General features: G+C 69.5%; 17 protein-coding genes. 8 read left to right on the top strand and 9 right to left on the bottom strand.

Annotated elements, in window-relative coordinates:
- Positions 1-24: 24 nt before the first annotated feature.
- From ACFYO0_RS04565 to ACFYO0_RS04555, 3 genes are all read left to right on the top strand, one after another.
- Positions 25-1,155 carry an acyltransferase family protein gene (locus ACFYO0_RS04565; RefSeq protein WP_388670419.1) on the top strand — a complete coding sequence of 377 codons (1,131 nt, stop codon included), beginning with the start codon at positions 25-27 and terminating at the stop codon, positions 1,153-1,155.
- A 129-nt stretch (positions 1,156-1,284) separates the two neighbouring features.
- The gene (locus ACFYO0_RS04560) at positions 1,285-2,901 is read left to right on the top strand and encodes an alpha/beta hydrolase (protein WP_388670416.1); all 1,617 of its coding nucleotides are present in this window, start codon (positions 1,285-1,287) and stop codon (positions 2,899-2,901) included.
- Positions 2,902-3,245: 344 nt separating this feature from the next.
- On the top strand, positions 3,246-4,679 hold the full coding sequence (locus ACFYO0_RS04555; RefSeq protein WP_388670413.1) for a PP2C family protein-serine/threonine phosphatase: 1,434 nt from the start codon (positions 3,246-3,248) through the stop codon (positions 4,677-4,679).
- Between the two features lie 87 nt (positions 4,680-4,766).
- Here the strand turns inward: ACFYO0_RS04555 and ACFYO0_RS04550 are convergent, their stop codons facing one another.
- Positions 4,767-6,263, bottom strand: a complete 1,497-nt coding sequence (locus ACFYO0_RS04550) for a hypothetical protein (RefSeq protein WP_388670410.1) — start codon at positions 6,261-6,263, stop codon at positions 4,767-4,769.
- A 233-nt stretch (positions 6,264-6,496) separates the two neighbouring features.
- On the opposite strand from ACFYO0_RS04550, the gene ACFYO0_RS04545 reads away from it, so the two are divergent.
- Positions 6,497-7,669 (top strand): aminoglycoside phosphotransferase family protein, encoded by a 1,173-nt coding sequence (locus tag ACFYO0_RS04545; protein WP_388670407.1) that lies wholly within the window; start codon positions 6,497-6,499, stop codon positions 7,667-7,669.
- Between the two features lie 190 nt (positions 7,670-7,859).
- Here ACFYO0_RS04545 and ACFYO0_RS04540 read toward each other — a convergent pair whose 3' ends face one another.
- Positions 7,860-10,100, bottom strand: a complete 2,241-nt coding sequence (locus ACFYO0_RS04540) for a glycoside hydrolase N-terminal domain-containing protein (RefSeq protein ID WP_388670875.1) — start codon at positions 10,098-10,100, stop codon at positions 7,860-7,862.
- Between the two features lie 267 nt (positions 10,101-10,367).
- On the bottom strand, positions 10,368-10,868 hold the full coding sequence (locus tag ACFYO0_RS04535; protein WP_388670404.1) for a hypothetical protein: 501 nt from the start codon (positions 10,866-10,868) through the stop codon (positions 10,368-10,370).
- A gap of 395 nt (positions 10,869-11,263) precedes the next feature.
- Between ACFYO0_RS04535 and ACFYO0_RS04530 the strand changes: the two genes are divergently transcribed.
- Positions 11,264-11,995 carry a leucine-rich repeat domain-containing protein gene (locus ACFYO0_RS04530; RefSeq protein WP_388670401.1) on the top strand — a complete coding sequence of 244 codons (732 nt, stop codon included), beginning with the start codon at positions 11,264-11,266 and terminating at the stop codon, positions 11,993-11,995.
- A gap of 6 nt (positions 11,996-12,001) precedes the next feature.
- Here the strand turns inward: ACFYO0_RS04530 and ACFYO0_RS04525 are convergent, their stop codons facing one another.
- The 6 genes from ACFYO0_RS04525 to ACFYO0_RS04500 all read right to left on the bottom strand — a co-directional run bounded on the left by ACFYO0_RS04525 (position 12,002) and on the right by ACFYO0_RS04500 (position 17,479).
- On the bottom strand, positions 12,002-12,907 hold the full coding sequence (locus tag ACFYO0_RS04525; RefSeq protein ID WP_388670398.1) for a universal stress protein: 906 nt from the start codon (positions 12,905-12,907) through the stop codon (positions 12,002-12,004).
- 127 nt (positions 12,908-13,034) lie between these two features.
- Positions 13,035-13,277 carry a DUF397 domain-containing protein gene (locus ACFYO0_RS04520; protein WP_344389498.1) on the bottom strand — a complete coding sequence of 81 codons (243 nt, stop codon included), beginning with the start codon at positions 13,275-13,277 and terminating at the stop codon, positions 13,035-13,037.
- A gap of 82 nt (positions 13,278-13,359) precedes the next feature.
- Positions 13,360-14,526, bottom strand: coding sequence for a thiolase domain-containing protein (locus tag ACFYO0_RS04515; protein WP_388670394.1), 1,167 nt, complete (start codon positions 14,524-14,526; stop codon positions 13,360-13,362).
- Positions 14,523-15,569 carry a thiolase domain-containing protein gene (locus ACFYO0_RS04510; protein WP_388670391.1) on the bottom strand — a complete coding sequence of 349 codons (1,047 nt, stop codon included), beginning with the start codon at positions 15,567-15,569 and terminating at the stop codon, positions 14,523-14,525. Before ACFYO0_RS04510 ends, ACFYO0_RS04515 begins: the two co-directional genes overlap by 4 nt.
- Positions 15,569-16,513, bottom strand: coding sequence for a Zn-ribbon domain-containing OB-fold protein (locus tag ACFYO0_RS04505; RefSeq protein WP_388670388.1), 945 nt, complete (start codon positions 16,511-16,513; stop codon positions 15,569-15,571). The genes ACFYO0_RS04510 and ACFYO0_RS04505 overlap by 1 nt, the downstream gene beginning before the upstream one ends.
- A 156-nt stretch (positions 16,514-16,669) precedes the next feature.
- Positions 16,670-17,479, bottom strand: coding sequence for a crotonase/enoyl-CoA hydratase family protein (locus ACFYO0_RS04500; protein WP_388670385.1), 810 nt, complete (start codon positions 17,477-17,479; stop codon positions 16,670-16,672).
- 206 nt (positions 17,480-17,685) lie between these two features.
- Here ACFYO0_RS04500 and ACFYO0_RS04495 point away from each other — a divergent pair, with 206 nt between their 5' ends.
- From ACFYO0_RS04495 to ACFYO0_RS04485, 3 genes are all read left to right on the top strand, one after another.
- Entirely contained in the window at positions 17,686-19,305 is a 1,620-nt protein-coding gene (locus ACFYO0_RS04495) for an acyl-CoA synthetase (RefSeq protein ID WP_388670378.1), read from the top strand.
- A gap of 154 nt (positions 19,306-19,459) precedes the next feature.
- The gene (gene paaK, locus ACFYO0_RS04490; protein WP_388670375.1) at positions 19,460-20,761 is read left to right on the top strand and encodes a phenylacetate--CoA ligase PaaK; all 1,302 of its coding nucleotides are present in this window, start codon (positions 19,460-19,462) and stop codon (positions 20,759-20,761) included.
- 161 nt (positions 20,762-20,922) lie between these two features.
- Positions 20,923-21,495, top strand: a complete 573-nt coding sequence (locus ACFYO0_RS04485) for a hypothetical protein (protein ID WP_388670372.1) — start codon at positions 20,923-20,925, stop codon at positions 21,493-21,495.
- Positions 21,496-21,521: the final 26 nt, after the last annotated feature.

Here is a 21,521-nt window from a genome sequence, read left to right as displayed (position 1 = left end):
TTCACGTTGTCGAGGCTTGGAGAGATGGTGTCGCAGGACTTGTCGGCCCCCGCACACGTGGCGGTGTCGGAGCCGCCGCCCAGAATACCGGCCAAGCCTCCGCCGGCCCGCCGGGACCCGTACTTCGACAACGCGAAGTACCTCACCATTGTGCTGGTGTGCTGCGGTCATGCCTGGGAGCCCCTGACGCACAGCGGCAGGTTCGCGACAGCGGCGTATCTGACCGTGTACGCGTTCCACATGCCCGCGTTCGCGCTGATCTCCGGCTATTTCTCCCGGAGTTTCGACATGGCGCCGGGACGGGTGCGCAGGCTGCTGACGGGTGTTGTGGTGCCGTATCTCGTCTTCGAGTGCGCGTACACGCTCTTCTACCGCTGGGCGCAGGACGACTGGACCTATCCGTTCAGCCTGCTGGATCCCTGGTACGTGATGTGGTTCCTGGTCGCGCTGTTCATCTGGCGGCTGACGACCCCGGTGTGGCTGGCTCTGCGTCGCCCGGTGCCGATCGCGATAGGGCTCGCCGTGTTCGCCTCGGTGTCACCGGATCTCGGCGGAGACATCTCGATCCAGCGGACCCTGCAGTTTCTGCCGTTCTTCGTGCTCGGCCTCACCCTCCGCGCCGAACACTTCGACCGGCTGCGTACGCGGCAGGTGCGGCTGATGGCGGTCCCGGTGGGCATGGCCGCGTGCGGGGCGGCGTACGCGGTGGCGCCCTGGTTCGACGCCAGGTGGCTGTACCACCGCAGCAGCGTCACCAGCCAGGGCGTGCCGAACTGGGCGGGCCTGGTCACCACGCCGGCGCTGCTCGCTCTGGCGCTGGTGCTGACCGTCTGCTTCCTGGCCTGGGTGCCGAGGCGGCACATGTGGTTCACGGCGCTGGGCGCGGGCACGATGTACGGCTACCTGCTGCACGGCTTCATCATCAAGTCGTCCCGCTTCTTCGACTGGTACGACTACCCGTGGCTGCATTCCCCGCTCGGCGAGCTGGCGGTCACGGCGGCTGCGGTCGGTCTCATCACGTTCCTGTGTTCCAGGCCGGTCCGCGCCGTCTTCCGCTTCGTCGTCGAGCCGCGCATGTCGTGGGCGTTCGGCGAGCCGAGAGACACCTCCCCAAAGGCCACAGAGGCCACAGGGGCCACAGCATCGACGCGCTGAGCGCTTCGGCGCGAAGAGTAAGCCTCCTGCGGGCGTCTCGCTTGTCCAGAGGCGTGGTCGGGAGTGGGCCCTTATCGTGAGCCAGGGGGAATCCCCGGTCCTGGGCCGGGGCGTCCCTGGAGGGTTCCCATGCTGCTCACGCACCATCGCTGCGCTTTCGCCGGCGCCGTGACGCTGGTCCTGCTGGGAGCCGCGTTGCCGCCCCAGGCTCTGCTGGGAGCCGGGCTGCCGACGGTGACCGCGGCCGGTCAGCGTGATCAACCCGATCAGCCCGAGCTGTCCCGCTTCTACGACCAGAAGATCGACTGGGCCGACTGCGAAGACGCCGGGATGGGGGTGCCCGAGGATCTGCAGTGCGGCAAGGTGACCGTTCCACTGGACTACGCGAAACCCGCCGGCAAAACGCTCGACATAGCCATGGCCCGCTTCAGGGCGACGGGCGAGTCCAGGGGATCCGTACTGCTGAACTTCGGGGGCCCCGGCGCCTCGGGAGTCAGTGAACTCACCGCCGGCGGCGATGACTTCCTGGGCCTGACGAACGGCTACGACGTGGTGACCTTCGACCCGCGCGGCGTCGGCAGAAGCTCACCGGTCAGCTGCGGTGACGGGATCGAGCCAACATCGGATCCGACGGACGACCCCACCGAGGACACCGAACCGGACAGCGACGATCCGCAGGCCGCGCTGAAGCTGCTCAGGAAGGCCGCCGACGCCTGCGCCAAGCACTCCGGGCCCGTGCTCCCGCACATCGGCACGGTCAACGTCTCCCGGGATCTGGACATCATGCGTGATGCCCTCGGCGACAAGAAGCTCAACTACCTCGGCTTCTCCTACGGAACGCGGCTGGGCGCGGTCTACGCGTCCCAGTTCCCGGACAGAACCGGCCGGTTGGTGCTCGACGGTGTGGACACGCTCACCGAGCCGCTCAGTGAGCAGGTCCTCGCCAACACCGAAGGAATGCAGACCGCGCTGGAGGACTTCCTCACCTGGTGCACCGAGGACATCAGCTGCGCGTTGGGGCAGGATCCGCGCACGGCCAGGGAGCAGATGGTCGACCTGGTCCGCTCACTGGACGAGAATCCACTGCCGACGGAGTTCGGCGCGCCCTTCTCCGGCCAGGACCTCGCGGGCGCCCTCGGACAGGCCCTCTACAGCAAGGAGTTGTGGCCGGCCCTCTCGCAGGCGCTCAGATCGCTGATCGAGGACGGTGACGCCCGCGGGCTCCTGCGGTTCACCGGCGGCGGCATCGCGGCGCCCCGCAACGGCGGGCTCGTCGACGAGGCGGACATCCCCATGGACAACCTCCAGGCCGCGCTCATAGCCATCAACTGCGCGGACGATCCCGACCGTCCCACCGCCGCCCGGATCACCAAGAACCTCGACCGGCTGCGCGCCGAGTACGAGGAGGCGTCACCGGTCTTCGGCCGCTACCGACTCACCCAGGTGCTCATGTGCTACGGCCGTCCCCAGGGCACCGACTACATCCGCGAGGACGTTCGTGACGTCGACACCCCGAAGATGCTCCTGGTCGGCACCCGCGGTGACCCCGCGACCCCGTACCGCTGGACCGTGGAGACCGCGAAGCGGCTCGGCCCGTCGGCCGTGGTGCTCGACAACAAGGGCGAGGGTCACACGGGCTACGGTTCGTCGAAGTGCGTGCACGAGAAGGTCGATGACTTCCTGCTGTACGGCTCGCTCGCGGACGCCGGAAGCTCCTGCGGGGCCGAGGAGCGACCGCCTTCCTGACCGCACCTGCCGACCGGCCCCGGCACGGCCCGCTACATATGCCCCACTCCCTCGCCATGGGCACGGCAGGCGGCGTCCGCTCGCACGAGCTTCGAACATGCGCTTGAAGGAGTCCGCACCTACTGCCACAACTCCACCAACTCGCCCACGTGGTCTACGACTTGGCTACTCTCACGCCTAATCGATCCGTCCCGGTCGGACCCTCCGGGAGGACTTAGGCATATGCCAGAGTCACCAGCGCGTCGCGTCTTGCCAAATCCCTTACAGCGCGTCGCGGGCTGTGCAAGAGTCGTAACGGTCCTTCCCTCAGCCTTGGTCATATCGGGCCTGTATCGGAGTACGTCATGCCGTCCCATCTCTCGGCGGACCACCCAGCCGCCCAGCCGCCCCCACGCGGCTCGGTCGACGCTCTCATTTCGCAGACGCGTCGGCTGCGCGGCGACGTGGACGCCGTGCGGCGTGACGCGCGGGCAGACGACACGGACCCCGAAGGGCGCTGGCAGCGCGCGCTGTGCGATCTGGCTCTGCACCAACTGAACGATCTGGACGAGCACTTGGCGCAGTTGCGGGACGGCCCGCCGCCCGTGCCCGCGACACCCGACGCGGCGGCTCCCGTCGTACGAACCGTGCCGCCCGCCTCTCCACACGGCTCACTGCTCAGCCGGGTCGGCAGCGCCGAGTGGAACCTGCTGACCGACGAGGCGAGCTGGTCCGGCGAGCTCTACCAGATCCTCGGCCGCGCCCCCGCCGCTCCCGCACTCACCCTCGACGAACTGCCGTCCGTGGTACTCGACGAGGACCGGTCGAGGCTGACGGTGATGGTGACGGACTGTCTCATCGACGCCAAGCCGATCGACGGGGAGTTCCGGATCGTGCACCCGGACGGCAGTGTACGAACCGTGCACATGATGGGCGAGCCCGTGCTCGCAGCCGACGGCAGCACCGCCTCGATGTGGGCCGTGCTGCGGGACGTCAGCGAACTGCGCCGCAGCCAGCGGACGGTGCACGAGACCCGTGACTCGCTGCAACGCCAACGGCACATCGCGCAGACGGAGCACCGGCTCGCGGTCGAGCTGCAGGAGGCTGTGCTGCCGCCGTGGCGCGGCCCCCTGCGGCTCCCGCACCAAGGGCCGCAGGCCCTGGACGTCGCCGCCCGCTATCTGCCGTCCTCGACGAGCGCGCTGATCGGCGGCGACTGGTACGACGCCCTCGAACTGCCAGGCGGCGAAACCATGTTGAGCGTGGGCGAGCTCACCGGGCACGGGGCCACCGTCACCTCGGGCATGGCGATGCTGCTCGGCGCGGTGCGCGGGATGGCCATGGCAGGCAGCGAACCCGGCCAACTCATGGTCTGGCTCAACCAGTTACTGGATGCCTCGGTCCAGCCGGCTCTCGGCAGCGCCGTGTGCTGCCGCTACCGGCCGGAGAACCGGGCGCTGGTCTGGGCACAGGCGGGCCACCCCGCCCCCCTGCTGTTCCGCAACGGGACGGGGCATGCGCTGTCGCCGCCGGACGGCGTCCTGCTCGGCGCGACCTCGGGCGCCGCCTACGGGCAGGCCGAAGAGCCGCTCGAACCAGGCGACCTGCTGCTCCTGCACACCGATGGACTGGTCCCCGGGCGCAGTCGTGACGCGACAGTGGACCGTCTCCTCGACCTGGCCCCGCGCTTCGGCGAGGCCCGTGACGCACAGGACTGCGTACGGACGGTCGTGGAGGAGTTCGGCGAAACGGAACGCGAGGACGACGCCTGCGTACTCATCGCCAGAGTCGCCACCTGAACACGGTGACGCCTGACGTCGAGCGACGTCAGCTCCGGCGATCCCTTTGGTTCAGTTCACATCGTTCAATTACAGTGCACGGTCCGCCTATGCCCGTGCGCTGTTGCCGCCCCGGGTGTTCAAGCCCTTGGGCAGCGACAGTTTGATCTCCTCACGCAGTTCCTGGATCTTCGGATAGCTGGAGTACTGCCCCGTCAGCCGGTACATCTCACGCAGCCGGTCCCAGGTGCGATGGGAGGAGTTCGAGCCCATCGAGGTCAGGGCCAGGCGTGCGTACCGGTCGGCCTGTTCGGGGTCGTCGGCGATGAAGCAGGCGGACGCGAGGGAGATGTGGTCGAAGATCTGCGACCGGTTCCGTCCCTTCTCGCGCAGCTGCAGCGCCTCCTTCGCGTGGCGCTGCGCAATGGCGGCAGCCGCTGGTTCGTGCTCCGCGAGCGTGCGGTAGGCCAGGGCCTGCATACCATGCAGGTCCGCCTCGTCGAAGAGCTGCATCCAACTGGGCGCCGGTACGTCGTTCTTGTCCGAGACGAAGAGTTCCTCCGCTTCCCCGAGGGTGCGCCGCATGGCCTGGCCCTTGCCCAGCGAGGCCTGAGCCCAGGCCTCGACGGTGTAGAGCATGGCCTTGGTGCGCGGCAGCACCTCGTCACCGGAGCCCGACTTGGCGAGCTTCATGAGGTCGAGTGCGTCGTCGGGCCGCCCCAGGTGCACCATCTGGCGTGCGGCGCGGGAGAGCGCCTCGCCGGCGCGGGGCCGGTCACCGCCCTCACGGGCGGCGTGGGCGGCGATGACGAAGTACTTCTGGGCCGTGGGCTCCAGGCCGACGTCGTGAGACATCCAGCCGGCGAGGACGGCGAGGTTGGCGGCGACGCCCCAAAGGCGCCGCTGGAGATGGTCGGGGTGTCGGTAGGCGAGCATTCCGCCCACTTCGTTGAGCTGCCCCACGACAGCCTTGCGTTGCAGCCCGCCGCCGCGGGCCGCGTCCCAGGCCCGGAACACCTCGACCGAGCGCTCCAGTTCCTCGATCTCCTGCGACCCGATGGGGGCGGCCTCATAGCGGTCGTACCCGGCGGGGTCGGCGTGCAGGGGATCGTGGAGTACGGGAGCGTCGGCCGAAAGAGCCGGGTCGGAGTGCAGCCAGTCGTGCATGGCGCTGCTGAGTGCGGATCCTGCGGCGAGCGCGGCGCCCGCGCCCACCAAGCCGCGTCGGTTGAGCATGAGGTCCATTCCCGTGAATTCGGTGAGGACCGCGGCAGTCTGCTCGGGCGTCCACGGCACTCCGTCGGGATGCTCCGCACTCCCGCCGCCCGGCCGTTTCCCCGTACGCCCGTGCCGGACCAGACCGAGGTCCTCGATGGTCACGACACGGCCGAGACGCTCGGTGAACAGCGCTGCCAGCACCCGCGGCACGGGATCGCGCGGGATCTCTCCCATATCGATCCAGCGCCGCACCCGCGAGGTGTCGGTCGCCAGCTGGGGGTGGCCCATGGCCGCCGCCTGCCGGTTGACCATCCGCGCGAGCTCGCCCTTGGACCAGCCGGCCAGGCCGAACAGATCCGCCAGACGGGTGTTGGGTTGTCCGCTCACGTCAAGCCCCCAGGTTCTCGGCTGAGTTGACAGTAACCCCGTGTCAGTTGCTGCGGGACTATTCGCCAGGGTTCGCCAGGGTGCGCCAGATGGTGTGCCAGTGCGCATCGGGTGTCAGGTAGGAACGCGCCACCCCGACCCGGTCGCCGTAGGGACATTCCCCAGGGTGCACCGAGGCGGCCGGGGCGGGTAGCGCGGTAATTCGCAGGCACACGAAGGGATCCGTATCACCCATGTACGCAGCATCGTCCTCCGTGTCCGCCCCGCCCCGATCGCTGCGCCCGCGTCCACAGGCTCCTCGAGCTGGGGAGTCGCCGAGGGCGGGCAGCGGCCCTTATCTGGACCCCGCGCGTCAGGGGTCACCCGTGCTCGGTGCCGCTCGGACTACGCGGCGTGTACCGGGTGCCGCCACCCAACCGCTCAGCGGGAGACTCGACTTGTCCGGCCCTCAGGGCGCGCAGCTGCGCACGGCGATCGCCTCGGTGCACCGGATCTGTCCGGAGTTCGCTCCGGTGCAGGTGCTGCGCCGCAGCGGCCGTGCGGTGCTCCTCGTCGGAACGACAGGGCGCAGCACCGCCGTCGCCAAGTGTTTACTGGACCACTCTCCAGCATGGGCCGAGCGGATCCGCCATGAGATAGCGGCATACCGCTCGTTCGTGCGGCACCGTCCTCCGGTGCGGGTGCCACGGCTGATCGCGGCGGATCCGGACAACTGCACGCTGGTGATCGAGCGGATGCCAGGGCGGGTAGCGGCACTCCAGCGACACCCGGCGGAGGCTCCGCCGCGTGCGGACATCAGGGCGGCGTTGGGCGCGATCTGCCGACTCAATTCGTGGCGCCCGCCGGCGGGGACGTTCGACGCTCCGCTGGACTACGCGGCGCGGATCTCCCGGTATCACGACCTGGGGCTGCTCACCGACCGGGACATGGGCGATCTCCAGAAGCTCGTGCACGGCATCGCGCACTCGGCAGGGCGCCAGGGGATGGGCCAGTTCTGCCACGGTGACGCGTTGCTGTCGAACATCCTGATCTCACCGGCCGGTCCAGTGCTGGTGGACTGGGAGCACGCGGGCTGGTATCTGCCGGGCTACGACCTGGCGACGCTGTGGTCGGTCCTCGGCGACGCTCCGGTGGCCCGGCGGCAGATCAGCCAGCTGGCACAGTCGGCGGGGCCCGCGGCACGGGACGCGTTCCTGGTGAACCTGATGCTCGTCCTGACCCGTGAGATCCGTACATACGAGACGGCCGTGCAGCGTTCGATGCACGAAGCGACCCCAGTGGCACCGGGACCTGCCCACCCGGGTGCCGCGCCGTCCGGCGAGGAACAGCGGCTGCTGCTCAGGCGGCTGCACGACGACTGCCAACTGGCCCGCAAGGCCGTTCGAGCGGCGGTCGGCACTCGCTGAACGGGGACGGCGGTCCGCAGTGAGCCTGGCACAGGGCCACCGCGGACCTTCGTCGTAGACGAGCGAACTTGCCGAAGCCAGGTGCGGTACCGCGTCCCATAGGGGCGCGGGGCTGTGACATTTGCGGCTCCGCCGCGTGGGTGCGACCAGCCACGGCGCACCCGCAGCTTCGAATCGGCATCCGCCACGCTCACTCCTCCTCGCCCCACACGTACCGCCGCCCAGCAATCGCCTTGAACGTGCTCTCCCCCTCCGGCAGGAGATCGCTGCGAACGGTGAGCCGCCGGGTTCGCGACGCGACCAGCGCGAGGCGAGTCGCGTGCCCATCGGCCCAGTCGATGTCAAGCGTCGCGCCTCCGCGGGCGCGCAGACCGCGGACCGAGCCGTCCGGCCAGGTGGCGGGCAGCGCGGGGAGTACCTCGATCGCGTCGTACTGGCTCTGCAGCAGCATCTCGACCATCCCGGAGGTGGCACCGAAGTTGCCGTCGATCTGGAACGGCGGATGGGTGTCCCAAAGGTTCGGCAGGGTCGAGGACTTGAGCTGCTCGCCGAGCATCTTGTGCGCGTGATCTCCATCGCGCAGCCGTGCCCAGAAGTTGACCTTCCAGGCCTTGGACCAGCCGGTGCCGCCGTCGCCGCGCGCCGTGAGCGAGACCCTCGCGGCGTCGGCCCACTTGCTGCCGGGCTCGATCTGCCGCCCGGGGTGCAGGGCGTAGAGGTGCGAGACATGCCGGTGGTCGTCGTTCGGGTCGTCCAAGTCGGCTTTCCACTCCTGGAGTTGACCCCAGGAGCCGATGCGCAGTCCGGGGTCCAGGCCCTCCAGTGTCTTCCCGAGAGACCGGCGGAAGGAAGGCGAGTCGCCCAGAATGCCGGCCGCCTCGAGGGTGTTGGTCAGCAGGTCGTGCACGATCTGCTGCGACATGGCGGCGCCGGCCGTGAAGTCGCCGTGCTCGGGCGAGTAGCTGGGCGTGACGACCAGCGTGCCGTCGCGCGGATCGGTGCGCAGATTGTCGAGCCAGAACTCGGCGGCCTCCTTCATCACCGGGTACGCGGTGCTGCGGAGGTAGTCCGTCGACCCGCCGAACCGGTAGTGCTCGTACAGCTGCCCGGTGAGCCACGCCGCCGCCTCGGGGAACCAGAAGGCGGTCGCCCAGTCGTGCACGCCGGTGAAGCCGTAGGGGTTGGTCTCGTTGTGCACTACCCAGCCACGTGAGCCGAACATTTGTTTGGCGGTACGCCGCCCGGGTGCGCGCAGGGCTTCCACGAAGCGGTCGTACGGGGCTGTCGTCTCGGCGAGGTTCGCGGCCTCGGCGAGCCAGTAGTTCATCTGGATGTTGATGTTGGTGTGGTAGTCGGCCGACCACGGAGGCGAGGTGCTGTTGTTCCAGACGCCCTGGAGGTTCGCGGGTAGCGACCCCGGGCGGGAGGAGGCGATGAGGAGGTAGCGGCCGTACTGGAAGTAGAGCGCTTCCAGGGCGCGGTCCGCGGCGCTTGCGCCGCCGGTGTAGTTCGCGAGGAGGCGGTCCGTGGACACATCGGAGGGGGCCGTCTGGCCGATGTCCAGGGTGACCCGGTCGAACAGGGCGCGGTGATCGCGGACATGGCGGGCGAGGAGGGACTGGTAGCGCTCGCCAGCGGCCTTGTCGATGGTCCGGGTGACGGCGGCGTGCGGGTCGTCGCCGCGGTAGTCGGGGTACGTGTCGGCGTAGTCGGTGCCCGCGGCCAGCACGAACCAGGCGCTGTCGGCTCCGGTCACGGTGATCGTGCCGTCACTGTTCGAGGTGACGGTTCCACCTTCGCTGCGTACCCGGACCTGGGCCTCGAAGCGCAGCCCGTTGTCCTCGAGCGCGCCTCGCACGGTGAGCCGCCCGCCCGCCGCGGTGGCCGTGAAGTCGCTGCGAGGCGAGGTGTGGCGGAGAGTGAAGGCGACCTTGCCGGGGCGGTCCGCGGTCAGCCGTCCCACGATCACGCCGTCGGGGTAGGAGGCGAAGAACTCCCTTTGGTGTCGAACCTGTTGGTGGGTGTAGCCGACCATCGCGACGGCGCTGGAGATGTCGAGTTCACGGCGGTACGAGTCTGGCGGGGCCGCCGGTGCGTCCGGGATGTCGAGGTGCAGGTCGCCGAAGGTCTGATGGGCGCCGTATCCAATTCGCGGCTGGCCCAGCTCGTCGGCAACGCTCTCGGGGTCGAGCCGGGTCTTCGCGTCGAGCTCGTCCTGCACGGCGGTGATCACGCCGGGGCGCGCCTCGCACCAGTTGCCGTGATCGTAGCCCTGGGCCGAGCCGGGGCCGCCGGTCCACAGGCTCTTCTCGTTGAACTGAAGCCGCTCGGAGGCGAGCGTGCCGAACACCGCGGCGCCGAGCGCGCCGTTGCCGATGGGCAGGGCCTCGCGCTCCCAGTCGGCGGCCGGGGAGGCGTACCACAGCGCCATCGACTCCCGCGATGCATCGGAGGAATCGGCGGCGGCCACTCCACTGCCGACGAGGCCCCCGCCCAGAGCGAGAACGGCCGCCCCGCCAACTGTCGTCTTCAACGTGGCTCTTCGAGACATCTCGCGTGACTCATGCGGCTCATGCGGCTCATGCGACATAACTCAGGACGCTAAAGGTCCGATCACCAGGTGACAAGACGGCATGAGGCAGCGTGCGGAATCCCGAACAGAATCCCGATCAAGTCCCCGTGCAGGAGGGCCGTCGATTCAGCCTTGCTGCTGGAACAGCTCCGCGGGCAGCGGCTTCAGCAGCGCGTACAGGTCGTCGGTGATGGGACGGTCCCAGGCTGCGATGGTCACCAGGACGTTGTCACTGCGGTCGAACTGCACACAGGAGATACGCGCCTCGGAGAGCTTGAGGCGGCGCACGATCAGGAGGTTGTCGCCCTGCATCACCGGTGTGTCCTCGGCGCCGACGACCGTGACCTCCTCGTCGTTCTCCAGCGCCAGCAGCAGCTGGGCCACCTCGAAGGGGATCTCGTCCTCGGCGACGTCCCGGGCCGGGGAGCCCTCCGGCAGATTCCCGATGATCATCGCGGGACCGCGGCCACCGAAGAGGTCGTAGCGCAGGAACACACCCTGGCAGGTGCCGTCGGGGGCGGGCAGCAGGCCCGCGCCGAGATTGCCCGGCCAGTCCCCCGGGTCCATGGCCAGAACATCGAAGTCGGGCCCTGCGGGTGTGGCGCTGCGGCGGCGGAGGAAGGACATGTCGCCATGGTACGTGCAAGTCGGGGCGCGACGAGGTACAGGAGACGACTGCCGGTGCCACACCGGAAAGCTTGCGGCGACCGCCGCGAACCCGCCCGGCCGTCACCGCCCGGAGCCCTCGGCGAGCCGTCCCGGAAAAGCCACCGTCTCGGCCGCCCGCGCGTACGGTACGACACGGCCACCGGATGCTCGCGCGACCAGGGGGCGACCCCGCCGTGGCGGCGAGGCCGTCCGCGCCCCCGCCCCTGCCATCGTGCCGACGGTAATGTCGCCGTCATGCAATGACACGGAAGGGATCACATGGACGATCTGCGTCAACTGCTGCTCGGCCTGGAGCTCTGTCTGCGGTCCGGCGAGGACGAAAGCGGCAGCGACGGCTGGGTCGGGCAGTCGCTGTGACCGTGAACGAGCAAGGCGTACTCGACTACTGGCGCGGCGGGCTCAGCGACGTACCCGAAGAGGTGTGGGAGCATCCCGCACCGCAGTCCCTACTGCTGCCGGACAACGCGCTCACCGCAGTGCCCGCCCGCATAGGCACCCTCACCACGCTGCACACGCTGGATCTCGGGCACAACCGCCTCGCCGAGGTCCCCGAAGAGCTGGGTGATCTGACGGCCCTCACGCGTTTCCTCTACCTGCACGACAATCAACTCACCTCGCTCCCCGAGTCGTTGGGCCGTCTGACCCGGCTCGCCTACCTCAACGTCGGCGAGAACCGCCTCAAGGCGCTGCCGGAGTCACTGGGATCGATGACGGGCCTGGTGGAGCTGCGCGCCCAGCAGAACCTGCTCACCGAACTGCCCGCTTCGCTCGGAGAGTTGGCCGCGCTGCGCGAGCTGTGGCTGCGTGGCAATCAGCTCACGGCACTCCCCGACTCCGTACGCGGTCTGCGGGAACTGCGTGAACTGGAGCTGCGGGAGAACGAGTTCGCGGAGGTGCCCGAGGTGCTGCGCGGGCTGCCCCTGCTGCGGCGGCTCGATCTACGCGCCAACCGGCTCGGCGAACTGCCGTCTTGGATCGCGGAGTTGCCGTCGCTGGAGAAGCTGGATCTGCGGTGGAACGACGTCGAGATCCCGGCCGGAGCGCGGCGGGACCTCGAAGCACGCGGGTGTGTGGTGCTGCGGTGACGTGGCTCAGCTCTCCTCGCCGGCCGGCGGCACCACCGCCACCGGGCTCGCCGCGTGCAGCAGGACCGCCTGCGTGACCGAACCGATCATGCGGATGGGTGCCAGCAGCCGTCGGCGGTGGCGGCCCACCACCACGAGGTCGGCGTCCTTGGAGGCAGCGACCAGGTGTCCGGCGGCGTCGCCCGGCCCCACCAGCACCTCGACGCGGACGTCGGGGTGCCGCTCGCGGTGCGGGGCCACGAAGCCGTCGGCCAGCGTTCGGGTGCCGGTCTCGATGGCCTCCTGGTCGACGGTCGAGGTCGTGATGAAGTCGCCGGGGACGGCCCACATCTGAAGCGGCCACACGTACGCCGCGACCACCTGCACGCGGGCCGCGCGGCGGTCGGCCTCGGCGAACGCGAACGCGAGGCTCGCCTCGTCGGGGCCGTCGACGTGCAGACCGACCACCACCCGCGGGCCCGCTCCGGCGGGACCGTTCTCGTGCACCTGGCGTCCGGGCCGGGGCACCACGACGACCGGGCACTCCGCGTCACGTGCGGCGGCCATGCTGTTGGAGCCGAGGATCAGGCTGGCGAAGCCGCCGCGGCCACGGGAGCCGAGCACCAACAGCTGGGCGGTGGAGCCGAGTTCGGGCAGTACCGCCGCGGGCGCGCCCTCCAGTACGACGTACTCCGTCGCCGGCCGCTCGGCCCGGCCCTCCAGGCGGGCGCGTACCTGTCGGAGGACCGGGTCCTCTTCCGGCTCCGGCGGCGAGGCCGGCAGGACCTCGGGCGGGGCCCAGGGCGCGTACTGCCGCACATGGACCACGGACAATGGCGCCCCGCGCATCCGGGCCGCGTCGAAGGCCCACTCCAGAGCGCGCAAGCTGTCGTCCGAACCGTCGACCGCTGCGATGACGGGCAGGGTGCTCATGCGAATCCTCGCCTCCGGGATGCCGCCTTCTGTTTCCCGGGGGCCAGCCTCGCTCAGGCATGGCCCCGGGACGTCAGAGAAAGCCGCGTGTCCGGGAAAGAGGAGGAAAAGACCCCTCGGCCGAACATCAGGTGAGGTCGAACTCCCCCTCCCGTGCCCCCGACACGAACGCGCCCCACTCCGCGGGTGTGAAGATCAGGGAGGGGCTTTCGGGGCGGCCACTGTTCCGCATTGCGATGAAGCCCTCGACAAAGGCGATCTGGACATCCCCCAGCCCACGGCTGCTGGAGCGCCAGTCGGCACTGCTGAGGTCAAGCTCCGGCTTGTCCCAGCCTGCGAGCGGATGCTGCTGGATGGTGCTCTCGGCCACGTCCGTGCTCCTCCCGGTTCGTCGTCCGCGGCCAGCCTAGCGATCGGTCACCGCCAGGCACAGGCCATGTGAGGGGCACAGTTCAGGAGGCGGGCGGTTCGGCACCCACCAGCCACATCGAGAAGAACTGGGAGCCGCCGCCGTAGGCGTGCCCCAGCGCCCTGCGCGCCCCGTCGACCTGGTGTTCTCCCGCCTGGCCGCGTACCTGGAGAGCCGCTTCCGCGAAGCGGATCATGCCGGATGCCCCGATCGGATTGGTGGACAGGACGCCGCCTGACATGTTGACGGGCAGGTCTCCGTCGAGTTCCGTCACGCCGGACTCGGTGAGTTTCCAGCCCTCGCCCTCGGCGGCGAAGCCGAGGTTCTCCAGCCACATGGGCTCGTACCAGGAGAACGGCACGTACATCTCGACGGCGTCGATCTCCCGGCGCGGGTCCGTGATGCCGGCCTGCTGGTACACGTCGGCCGCACAGTCCTTGCCGGCCTGCGGCGACACGAAGTCCTTGCCGGCGAAGAGCGTGGGCTCGCTGCGCATCGCGCCGCCGTGCAGCCAGGCGGGCGGCCGGGCCGAACGGGCCGCTCCCGCGCGGTCGGTGAGCACCATCGCGCACGCGCCGTCCGAGGACGGGCAGGTCTCGGAGTAGCGGATCGGGTCCCACAGCATGGGCGAGGCCTGGACCTTCTCCAGCGTGATGTCGTGCTCGTGCAGATGCGCGTACGGGTTCTTGAGCGCGTTGCGACGGTCCTTGTACGCGACAAGGGAGCCTACGGTGTCGGGGGCGCCGGTGCGTCGCATGTACGCGCGTACGTGCGGGGCGAAGAAACCGCCCGCGCCGGCCAGCAGCGGCTGCTGGAAGGGTATCGGCAGGGACAGGCCCCACATGGCGTTCGACTCGGACTGCTTCTCGTAGGCCAGGGTCAGGACGGTGCCGTGGACGCGGCCCGCGATCAGGTTCGTGGCGACGAGCGCGGTGGAGCCGCCGACGGAGCCCGCGGTGTGCACGCGCAGCATCGGTTTGCCGACCGCGCCGAGTGCGTCGGCGAGGTACAGCTCGGGCATCATGACGCCCTCGAAGAAGTCGGGCGCCTTGCCGATGACGACGGCGTCGACGTCGACCCACGTCAACTCCGCGTCGTCCAGGGCCCGTTTGGCTGCTTCGCGGACGAGTCCCGCGATGGACACGTCCCGGCGGGCGGCGACATGCTTGGTCTGGCCGATCCCGACGACGGCCACGGGCTCCTTGCTCATCGGGCCTCCCCTTCGAGTACGGCGACCAGGTTCTGCTGCAGACAGGGTCCTGAGGTGGCGTGTGCGAGCGCGCGGTCGGACTCACCGCGGTGGATACGGGCGGCGGCCTCGCCGATGCGGATAAGCCCGGCGGCCATGATCGGGTTGGCGGAGAGCGCTCCACCGGAGGGATTGACCGCGACGTCCTCGCCCAGCCGCAGCGCCTTGCGCAGGACCACCTCCTGAGAGGTGAAGGGCGCGTGCAACTCGGCGGTGTCGACGGGCCGTTCGAAGGCGCCGGCTTTCTGGGCGGCCAGCCGCGTGGACGGCGACTCGGTCAGATCGCGCACGCCGAGACCGTGCGCCTCGATGCGGTGATCGATCCCCCGGATCCAGGCGGGCCGCTCGCACAGCCCACGGGCCCGCTCCCCCGCCGCGAGGATCACGGCAGCCGCTCCGTCGCCTATGGGCGGGCAGTCGCCGGTACGGAGCGGACGTACGACGTAGTCCCCCTGCGGCACCGAACCCCGCAGCTGGGCATGGGAGTTGGCGCGCGCGTCCGCGCGGCTGCGGGCGGCCACCCCGGCGAGCGCGGGCTCGTCCGCCTCCCCCGCGTCGATGAGTGCCTGCGCCTGAAGGGCGGCGAGGGCCACGGAGTCCGGCCACAGGGGCGCCACGTAGTACGGGTCGAGCTGCCGGGTCAGCACATCGCGTACGGAGCCGGGTGAGGATTTTCCGTACGAGTACACGAGCGCGGTGTCGGCGTCCCCGGTGAGCAGCTTCGTCCAGGCCTCGTACAGCGCCCATGCCCCGTCCATCTCCACATGCGACTCGGAGATCGGCGGCCAGGCGCCGACCCCGTCCAGCGCCATGGTGAAGGAGAAGGCGCGGCCCGCGAGATAGTCCGTGGAGCCGGAGCAGGTGAAGCCGATGTCGCTGGTCTTCATGCCGGTCCGGTCGAGAACGTCATGCAGGACCGGCATGAGCATCTCCACCTCGGAGAACTCGTCGCTGGTGCGCCGGTGACCGGTCTGCCCGAAGGCGACCACGGCGATCTCACGCATCACACCAGCTCCTTGTACGTTTCGTAGTCCGCGTCGGGTTCGCCGGTCGGCCGGTAGTGGTCGGGATAACGGCCGCCGTCGGTCCACACCGGCTCGACGCGCAGCCCCATGCGCACCTGGTCGTAGGGGATGCCGCCGATACGGCCGTGCAGGGCGAGGTCGGCGCCGTCGAGTGCGATGTGCCCGTAGACGTACGGGACTTCGATGTCGAGGTTCTTCGCCTTGATGTTGACGATGCAGTACGTGGTGACGGTGCCGCGCGGCCCCACCTCGACCTCTTCCACGGTGGCCACCCCACAGGTGGGGCACGCACCCCTCGGCGGGACGTACACCTTGCGGCAGGACGGGCAGCGTTCGCCGACGATCCGCCGGTCGGCGAGCGCGTTGATGTAGCCGGACTGGGCGCGCCCGGGCGAGTAGGTGTAGTCGAGGCGGGCGGGGGCGACGATCCCGGTCACCATGTCCTCGAAATCGCCGCTGTGGCCCGTGAGTTCGGGTACCTGATCCGCGTTGTACGGCTCGAAGCAGGCGATGTCCGTGATGGCGCCGGACCGTTCCTCGGCCCACCGGATCCGGACGCGCATCCCGGTGCGTACGGCGTCGGGGCCAGGCGCGTCCAGGGCGTGCAGGAGAGAGGTGTCGGCGCCGTCGAGTCTCACCAGGACCCAGGCGAAGGGGGTCTCCCGGGGCTGGCCTCGGCGGGGGGCATGGTTCCAGGCCCAGGTGGTGACGGTGCCGGTAGGGGCCACCTCGACGAGATCCCGGATCTCCTCGGAGGTGACGGGGTCGTACTCGACGGGCGGGACCAGAGTCCTGCCGTCACCGGTCTTGACCCCCAGCACGACCCGCTCGCGCAGCCCGCTGAGAAAGGCACTCTGAACGGGCCCGAGGGAACGGGTGAAGGGAAACTCGACGACGAGGGGGGCTTTGAGCACTTCGGGCACGGGGTCTCCTCGGGGAACGGGGCAGCGGCTAGGGGCGCGGGGCTGTGACATGTGCGGCGCCGCCGCGATGGGGGTCCCCCGCTCGATCGAAGCCGAGCGTGGGGGAGCGACCAGCCACAACGAACCCGCAGGTGTCGAACTGCCTTACCAACGGAGCTACTCCCGCCGATACACCGGCGGCCGCTTCTCGGCAAAGGCACGCGACCCCTCCTTGGCGTCGGCGGTGTCGAAGATCGGCCACCCACGCTTCAGCTCGGCAGCCAGCCCATCGACCTCGGTCATCTCGGCGGTCTCGTACACGGACGCCTTGACGGCCTCGACGGCCAGTGGCCCACACGCGTTGATCTGCTCGGCGATGGCGAGGGCCTTCTCCAGGGCCGTCCCGTCGGGGACGACATGCCCGATCAGGCCGATGTCGGCGGCCTCCCGTGCGGAGTACGGCCGACCGGTGAGCAGCATCTCCAGCGCATGCGTCCGCGGAATCTGCCGCTGGAGGCGGACCGTCGAACCACCGATCGGAAACAGACCGCGCTTCACCTCGAAGAGACCGAAGGTGGCGGACTCCCCCGCGACCCGGATGTCGGTCCCCTGGAGGATCTCGGTACCGCCCGCCACACAGTGGCCCTCGACCGCGGCGATCACCGGCTTGCGCGGCCGGTGATGGCGGAGCATCGCCTTCCAGTGCAGATCGGGATCGGCCTTGAGCCGGTCCCGGTACTGCTGCCCTTCCATGCCCTTGCCGGCCAGGGCCTTGAGATCCATGCCCGCGCAAAACGCGCCGCCCGCGCCCCCCGCGCCGGTGAGCACGATCGAGCGGATCCCGTCGTCCTCGTCGGCCTCGACCCAGCCGTCGTACAGGCCGACCAGCATCGGCAACGAGAGGGCGTTCTTGGCCTCGGGCCTGTTGAGCGTGAGCACCAGTGTGGCGCCTTCGCGCTGCACGGTGAGGTGTTCCGTCCCACCCATGGCGGTCCTCCTGTCTCGGGACGAGAACAGGTTGCAGTAGGCGCCGGGGCAGTTCAAGGGTTTTCTGACAGACAGTCAGATTTCTTCTGCGCGAGCCCTTCACAGTTGGGGCGGGCTTTGCTCTGATGGCCGTCGAACCGAAGGACGCGCGCATCTCTTAGTCGTCCAGTCGCCTTGTCGATCGTTTGCCGGGGTCAGGAGGAGCGGTGGAGTACAACCTTGCCGACCTGTTCGAGTCGATCGTCGACGTGGTGCCCGACCGCGAGGCGCTCGTGTATATCGACCACCCCGGCACGGGAGCGGAACGCCGCCTCACGTACGCCGAACTGGACGCGGCGGCCAACCGCATCGCGCACCACCTGCTCGACCAAGGCGTGCGCCCCGGTGAGCATCTCGGGCTGCACCTCTACAACAGCGTCGAGTACCTGCAGACCGTGCTCGGCTGCCTGAAGGCGCGGATCGTGCCGGTCAACGTCAACTACCGCTATGTGGAAGAGGAGTTGGTCTACCTCTACCGTGACGCGGATCTGGTGGCCCTGGTCTTCGACGCGGAGTTCACCGAGCGGGTGGCGGCGGCGCTGCCGCGGGCGGAGAAGCTGCGGCATCTGGTGCGGGTGGGCACCCCGGCGCCGGACGCTCCGCCGCTGTCCGCGGTGGACTTCACCAAGGCCGAGGCCTCAGGGTCCGCCGAGCGGGGCTTCGCGCCGCGCTCGGCCGACGACCAGTTCATCATCTACACCGGCGGCACGACCGGGATGCCCAAGGGCGTGATGTGGCGTCAGGAAGACCTGTTCTTCTCGGGGATGGGAGGCGGTGCCCCGACCGGAGAGCCGGTCAAGAAGCCGGAGGAACTGGCCGAGCGGGTCGCGGCCGGAGGCGATGGGATCACCTTCTTGCCCGCTGCCCCGCTGATGCACGGCACGTCGACCCTCACCGCCTTCATCGGCTTCAACTTCGGCCAACGGGTCGTGATGCACCGCAAGTTCGTGCCCGAGGAAGTCCTGCGCACCATCGAGAAGGAGAAGGTCACCAGCATGGCGCTGGTCGGCGACGCGATGCTGCGCCCACTGATCGACGCCCTCAGCGGCCCGATGAAGGGCACGGATTGCTCGTCCATGTTCAGCGTCTCGTCCTCCGGCGCGATCATGTCGGACACGGTGCGCGAGCAGTTCCAGGCGCTCATGCCGAACGTGCTGCTGCTCAACAACTTCGGTTCCTCGGAGTCCGGCTTCAACGGCACGGCAACCGAGGACTCCGGCCCTGACAAGGGCTTCAGAGTCCGCGTCAACTCCCGTACGCAGGTGGTGGATCCGGCGACGTACGAGCCGGTCGCGGTCGGTGAACCGGGCCGCGTCGCCCAGCGCGGACACGTCCCGCTCGGCTACTACAACGACCCCAGGAAAACCGCCGAGACCTTCTTCCAGAAGGACGGCGAGCGCTGGGTCCTCCTCGGCGACATGGCGACCGTCGACGAGGAGGGCGTCGTCACGGTCCTCGGCCGTGGCTCCCAGTGCATCAACACCGGAGGCGAGAAGGTCTATCCGGAGGAGGTCGAGCAGGCCCTCAAGGCCCACCCGGACGTGTACGACGCACTGGTAGCCGGAGTCCCCGACGCGAAGTGGGGCAACCATGTCGCGGCAGTGGTGCAACTGCGCGACGGGGCGAGGCCACTGTCCCTGGACGACATCCAGACCCACTGCCGCGCCCGTCTCGCCGGCTACAAGATCCCACGCCAGCTGGTGCTCACAGCTTCCATCCAGCGCTCCCCGAGCGGCAAGGCGGACTACCGCTGGGCCCGGTCGGTGGCGGTGGAGGCGAACCGCTGAGCCCGCGGTCACCCACGCCTGAGTGCCCTGCCCCCGCGAGCCACACCGCTTCCGTACGGCTTGACGACCGACCGCACCCCTGAATTACTGACCCCGGAGACTCGACCGAATGATCGGTCGTCCGGATTGGCGCGGTTGGCGAGGGAGAAGTCGTATGACGGATGCGGCGGATCTGCTGGACATGGGGGAACGGCTCGACGCGGACGGCTTGCGGGCGCTTCAGCTGGAGCGGCTGCGGGCGTCGCTGCGGCACGCGTACGAGAACGTGGCCTTCTACCGGGAGTCGTTCGACAAGGCTGGAGTGCACCCCGACGACTGCCGAACGCTCGCCGACCTGGTCCGCTTCCCCTTCACCACCAAAGCGGACCTGCGCGAGAACTACCCGTACGGGATGTTCGCCGTGTCGCGGGACAAGATCCGGCGCATCCACGCGTCCAGTGGCACCACCGGGCGCCCCACGGTCGTCGGCTACACCGAGGGCGACCTGGACCTGTGGTCGGACCTGGTCGCGCGCTCGATCCGGGCGGCGGGCGGGCGTCCCGGTGACACGGTCCAAGTGGCGTACGGCTATGGGCTGTTCACGGGCGGGCTCGGCGCACACTACGGAGCCGAGCGGCTGGGCTGCACGGTGATCCCCGCCTCCGGCGGCATGACCGCCCGCCAGGTCACGCTGATCCAGGATCTGCAGCCCGGGGTCATCATGGTGACCCCCTCCTACATGCTCACGTTGCTTGACGAGTTCGAGCGGCAAGGGGTCGATCCCCGCGGGACCTCGCTGCGTGTGGGCCTCTTCGGCGCGGAGCCGTGGACCGAGGAGATGCGCCGGGAGATCGAGGAGCGGTTCGCGATCGACGCGGTCGACATTTACGGGCTGTCGGAGGTGATCGGGCCGGGTGTCGCCCAGGAGTGCGTGGAGACGAAGGACGGGCTCCACGTGTGGGAGGACCACTTCTATCCGGAGGTCGTCGATCCGATCACGGGCGAGGTACTGCCGGACGGCGAGCAGGGCGAGTTGGTTTTCACCTCGCTCACCAAGGAGGCCATGCCCGTGGTCCGCTACCGGACCCGGGACCTGACGCGTCTGCTGCCCGGAACGGCACGCGCCTTCCGACGGATGGAGAAGATCACCGGCCGCAGCGACGACATGGTCATCCTGCGCGGCGTGAACCTCTTCCCCACCCAGATCGAGGAGATCGTGCTCCGTACGCCAGGTGTGGCGCCGCACTTCCAGCTCCGCCTCACCCGCGAGGGCCGCCTCGACGCACTCACCGTGCGCGCCGAGGCACGGGCCGGAGCCACCCCCGAGACCCGCGACGCGGCGGTGCGCGCCATCGCCGCGGCCGTGAAGGACGGCATCGGCGTCTCGGTCGGCGTCGAGATCGACGAACCGGAGTCGCTAGAACGGTCAGTGGGCAAGATCAAGCGGATCGTGGACCTGCGCGGGCGTCAGTACTGACGGCCGACAGCACGTGGAAGGACCGCTGCATCAACTGCGACAGCATCTTCCTCAAAAAGTCTTCCCTTGGCTGGAACCGGACACCTGCCTGGCTTGTCTTAGGTCCCGCAACGCGCGTAAATCGCCACACATGGGCCCAAGAGCCAAGGGGGGAAACCAAGTTGAGAACCATCACACAAGTCGCACTGGCATGCCTGGTCGGCGTCGGCGCGGTCGCGTCCACCGCCGGGACCGCACAGGCCGCACCCGCGGCGGAGGGCGGATCCAAGCCGGTGAAGACGGTCGAGAAGGGCTACGCGCTGTCCTGTGCCGGGCAGTCCGCAGGCATCTCTGTCGCCGTGGACCTCTACCAGAACTCCGCGTTCGGCTCGCACACCGGCGTGTCGATCGAGACGCCCGAGGGAGAGTACGGCGGCGGTTACGGACCGGAGGACACCACACTGTTCTCCGACGGAACCATCGCGGCGGACATCCCGGTCAGGAAGCTGGACGACACGGCCGAGCCGGCAGGCGACGCGGTCATCAGCGGCGCCTACTCGGCCGCGGGCCCGCCGAAGCCGGTGCACGAGGTCATCGAGGACCCGGCCGGGCACTACGTGATCAGCAAGGGCACCAACACCCCTCTGCGCACGACGGCCACGGTGAACGTGCTCGGCAGGACGGTCCCGCTGTCCTGCTCCACCGCCTTCGCGTTCGACCTCACGGTGTGGCGGCTGTCCCCCGGTCGCGGCTGACGAGCGACTGCGCTTGGCCTGCCGCC

The organism is Streptomyces sp. NPDC006365 (genome assembly GCF_042870755.1).
Classification (GTDB): domain Bacteria; phylum Actinomycetota; class Actinomycetes; order Streptomycetales; family Streptomycetaceae; genus Streptomyces; species Streptomyces xiangluensis.
The sequence above is the reverse complement of the archived record's forward strand: the minus strand, read 5'-3'. Positions and strand labels throughout refer to the sequence as shown.

What these genes read in the sequence shown, in the direction of transcription:
- ACFYO0_RS04515 (WP_388670394.1), bottom strand. Translation starts at nt 14,526, where the DNA reads ATGAGCAAGGAGCCCGTGGCCGTCGTCGGGATCGGCCAGACCAAGCAT.
- ACFYO0_RS04510 (WP_388670391.1), bottom strand. Translation starts at nt 15,569, where the DNA reads ATGCGTGAGATCGCCGTGGTCGCCTTCGGGCAGACCGGTCACCGGCGC.
- ACFYO0_RS04535 (WP_388670404.1), bottom strand. Translation starts at nt 10,868, where the DNA reads ATGTCCTTCCTCCGCCGCCGCAGCGCCACACCCGCAGGGCCCGACTTC.
- ACFYO0_RS04560 (WP_388670416.1), top strand. Translation starts at nt 1,285, where the DNA reads ATGCTGCTCACGCACCATCGCTGCGCTTTCGCCGGCGCCGTGACGCTG.
- ACFYO0_RS04525 (WP_388670398.1), bottom strand. Translation starts at nt 12,907, where the DNA reads ATGAGCACCCTGCCCGTCATCGCAGCGGTCGACGGTTCGGACGACAGC.
- paaK (WP_388670375.1), top strand. Translation starts at nt 19,460, where the DNA reads ATGACGGATGCGGCGGATCTGCTGGACATGGGGGAACGGCTCGACGCG.
- ACFYO0_RS04545 (WP_388670407.1), top strand. Translation starts at nt 6,497, where the DNA reads ATGTACGCAGCATCGTCCTCCGTGTCCGCCCCGCCCCGATCGCTGCGC.
- ACFYO0_RS04565 (WP_388670419.1), top strand. Translation starts at nt 25, where the DNA reads ATGGTGTCGCAGGACTTGTCGGCCCCCGCACACGTGGCGGTGTCGGAG.
- ACFYO0_RS04500 (WP_388670385.1), bottom strand. Translation starts at nt 17,479, where the DNA reads ATGGGTGGGACGGAACACCTCACCGTGCAGCGCGAAGGCGCCACACTG.
- ACFYO0_RS04555 (WP_388670413.1), top strand. Translation starts at nt 3,246, where the DNA reads ATGCCGTCCCATCTCTCGGCGGACCACCCAGCCGCCCAGCCGCCCCCA.
- ACFYO0_RS04540 (WP_388670875.1), bottom strand. Translation starts at nt 10,100, where the DNA reads ATGGCGCTGTGGTACGCCTCCCCGGCCGCCGACTGGGAGCGCGAGGCC.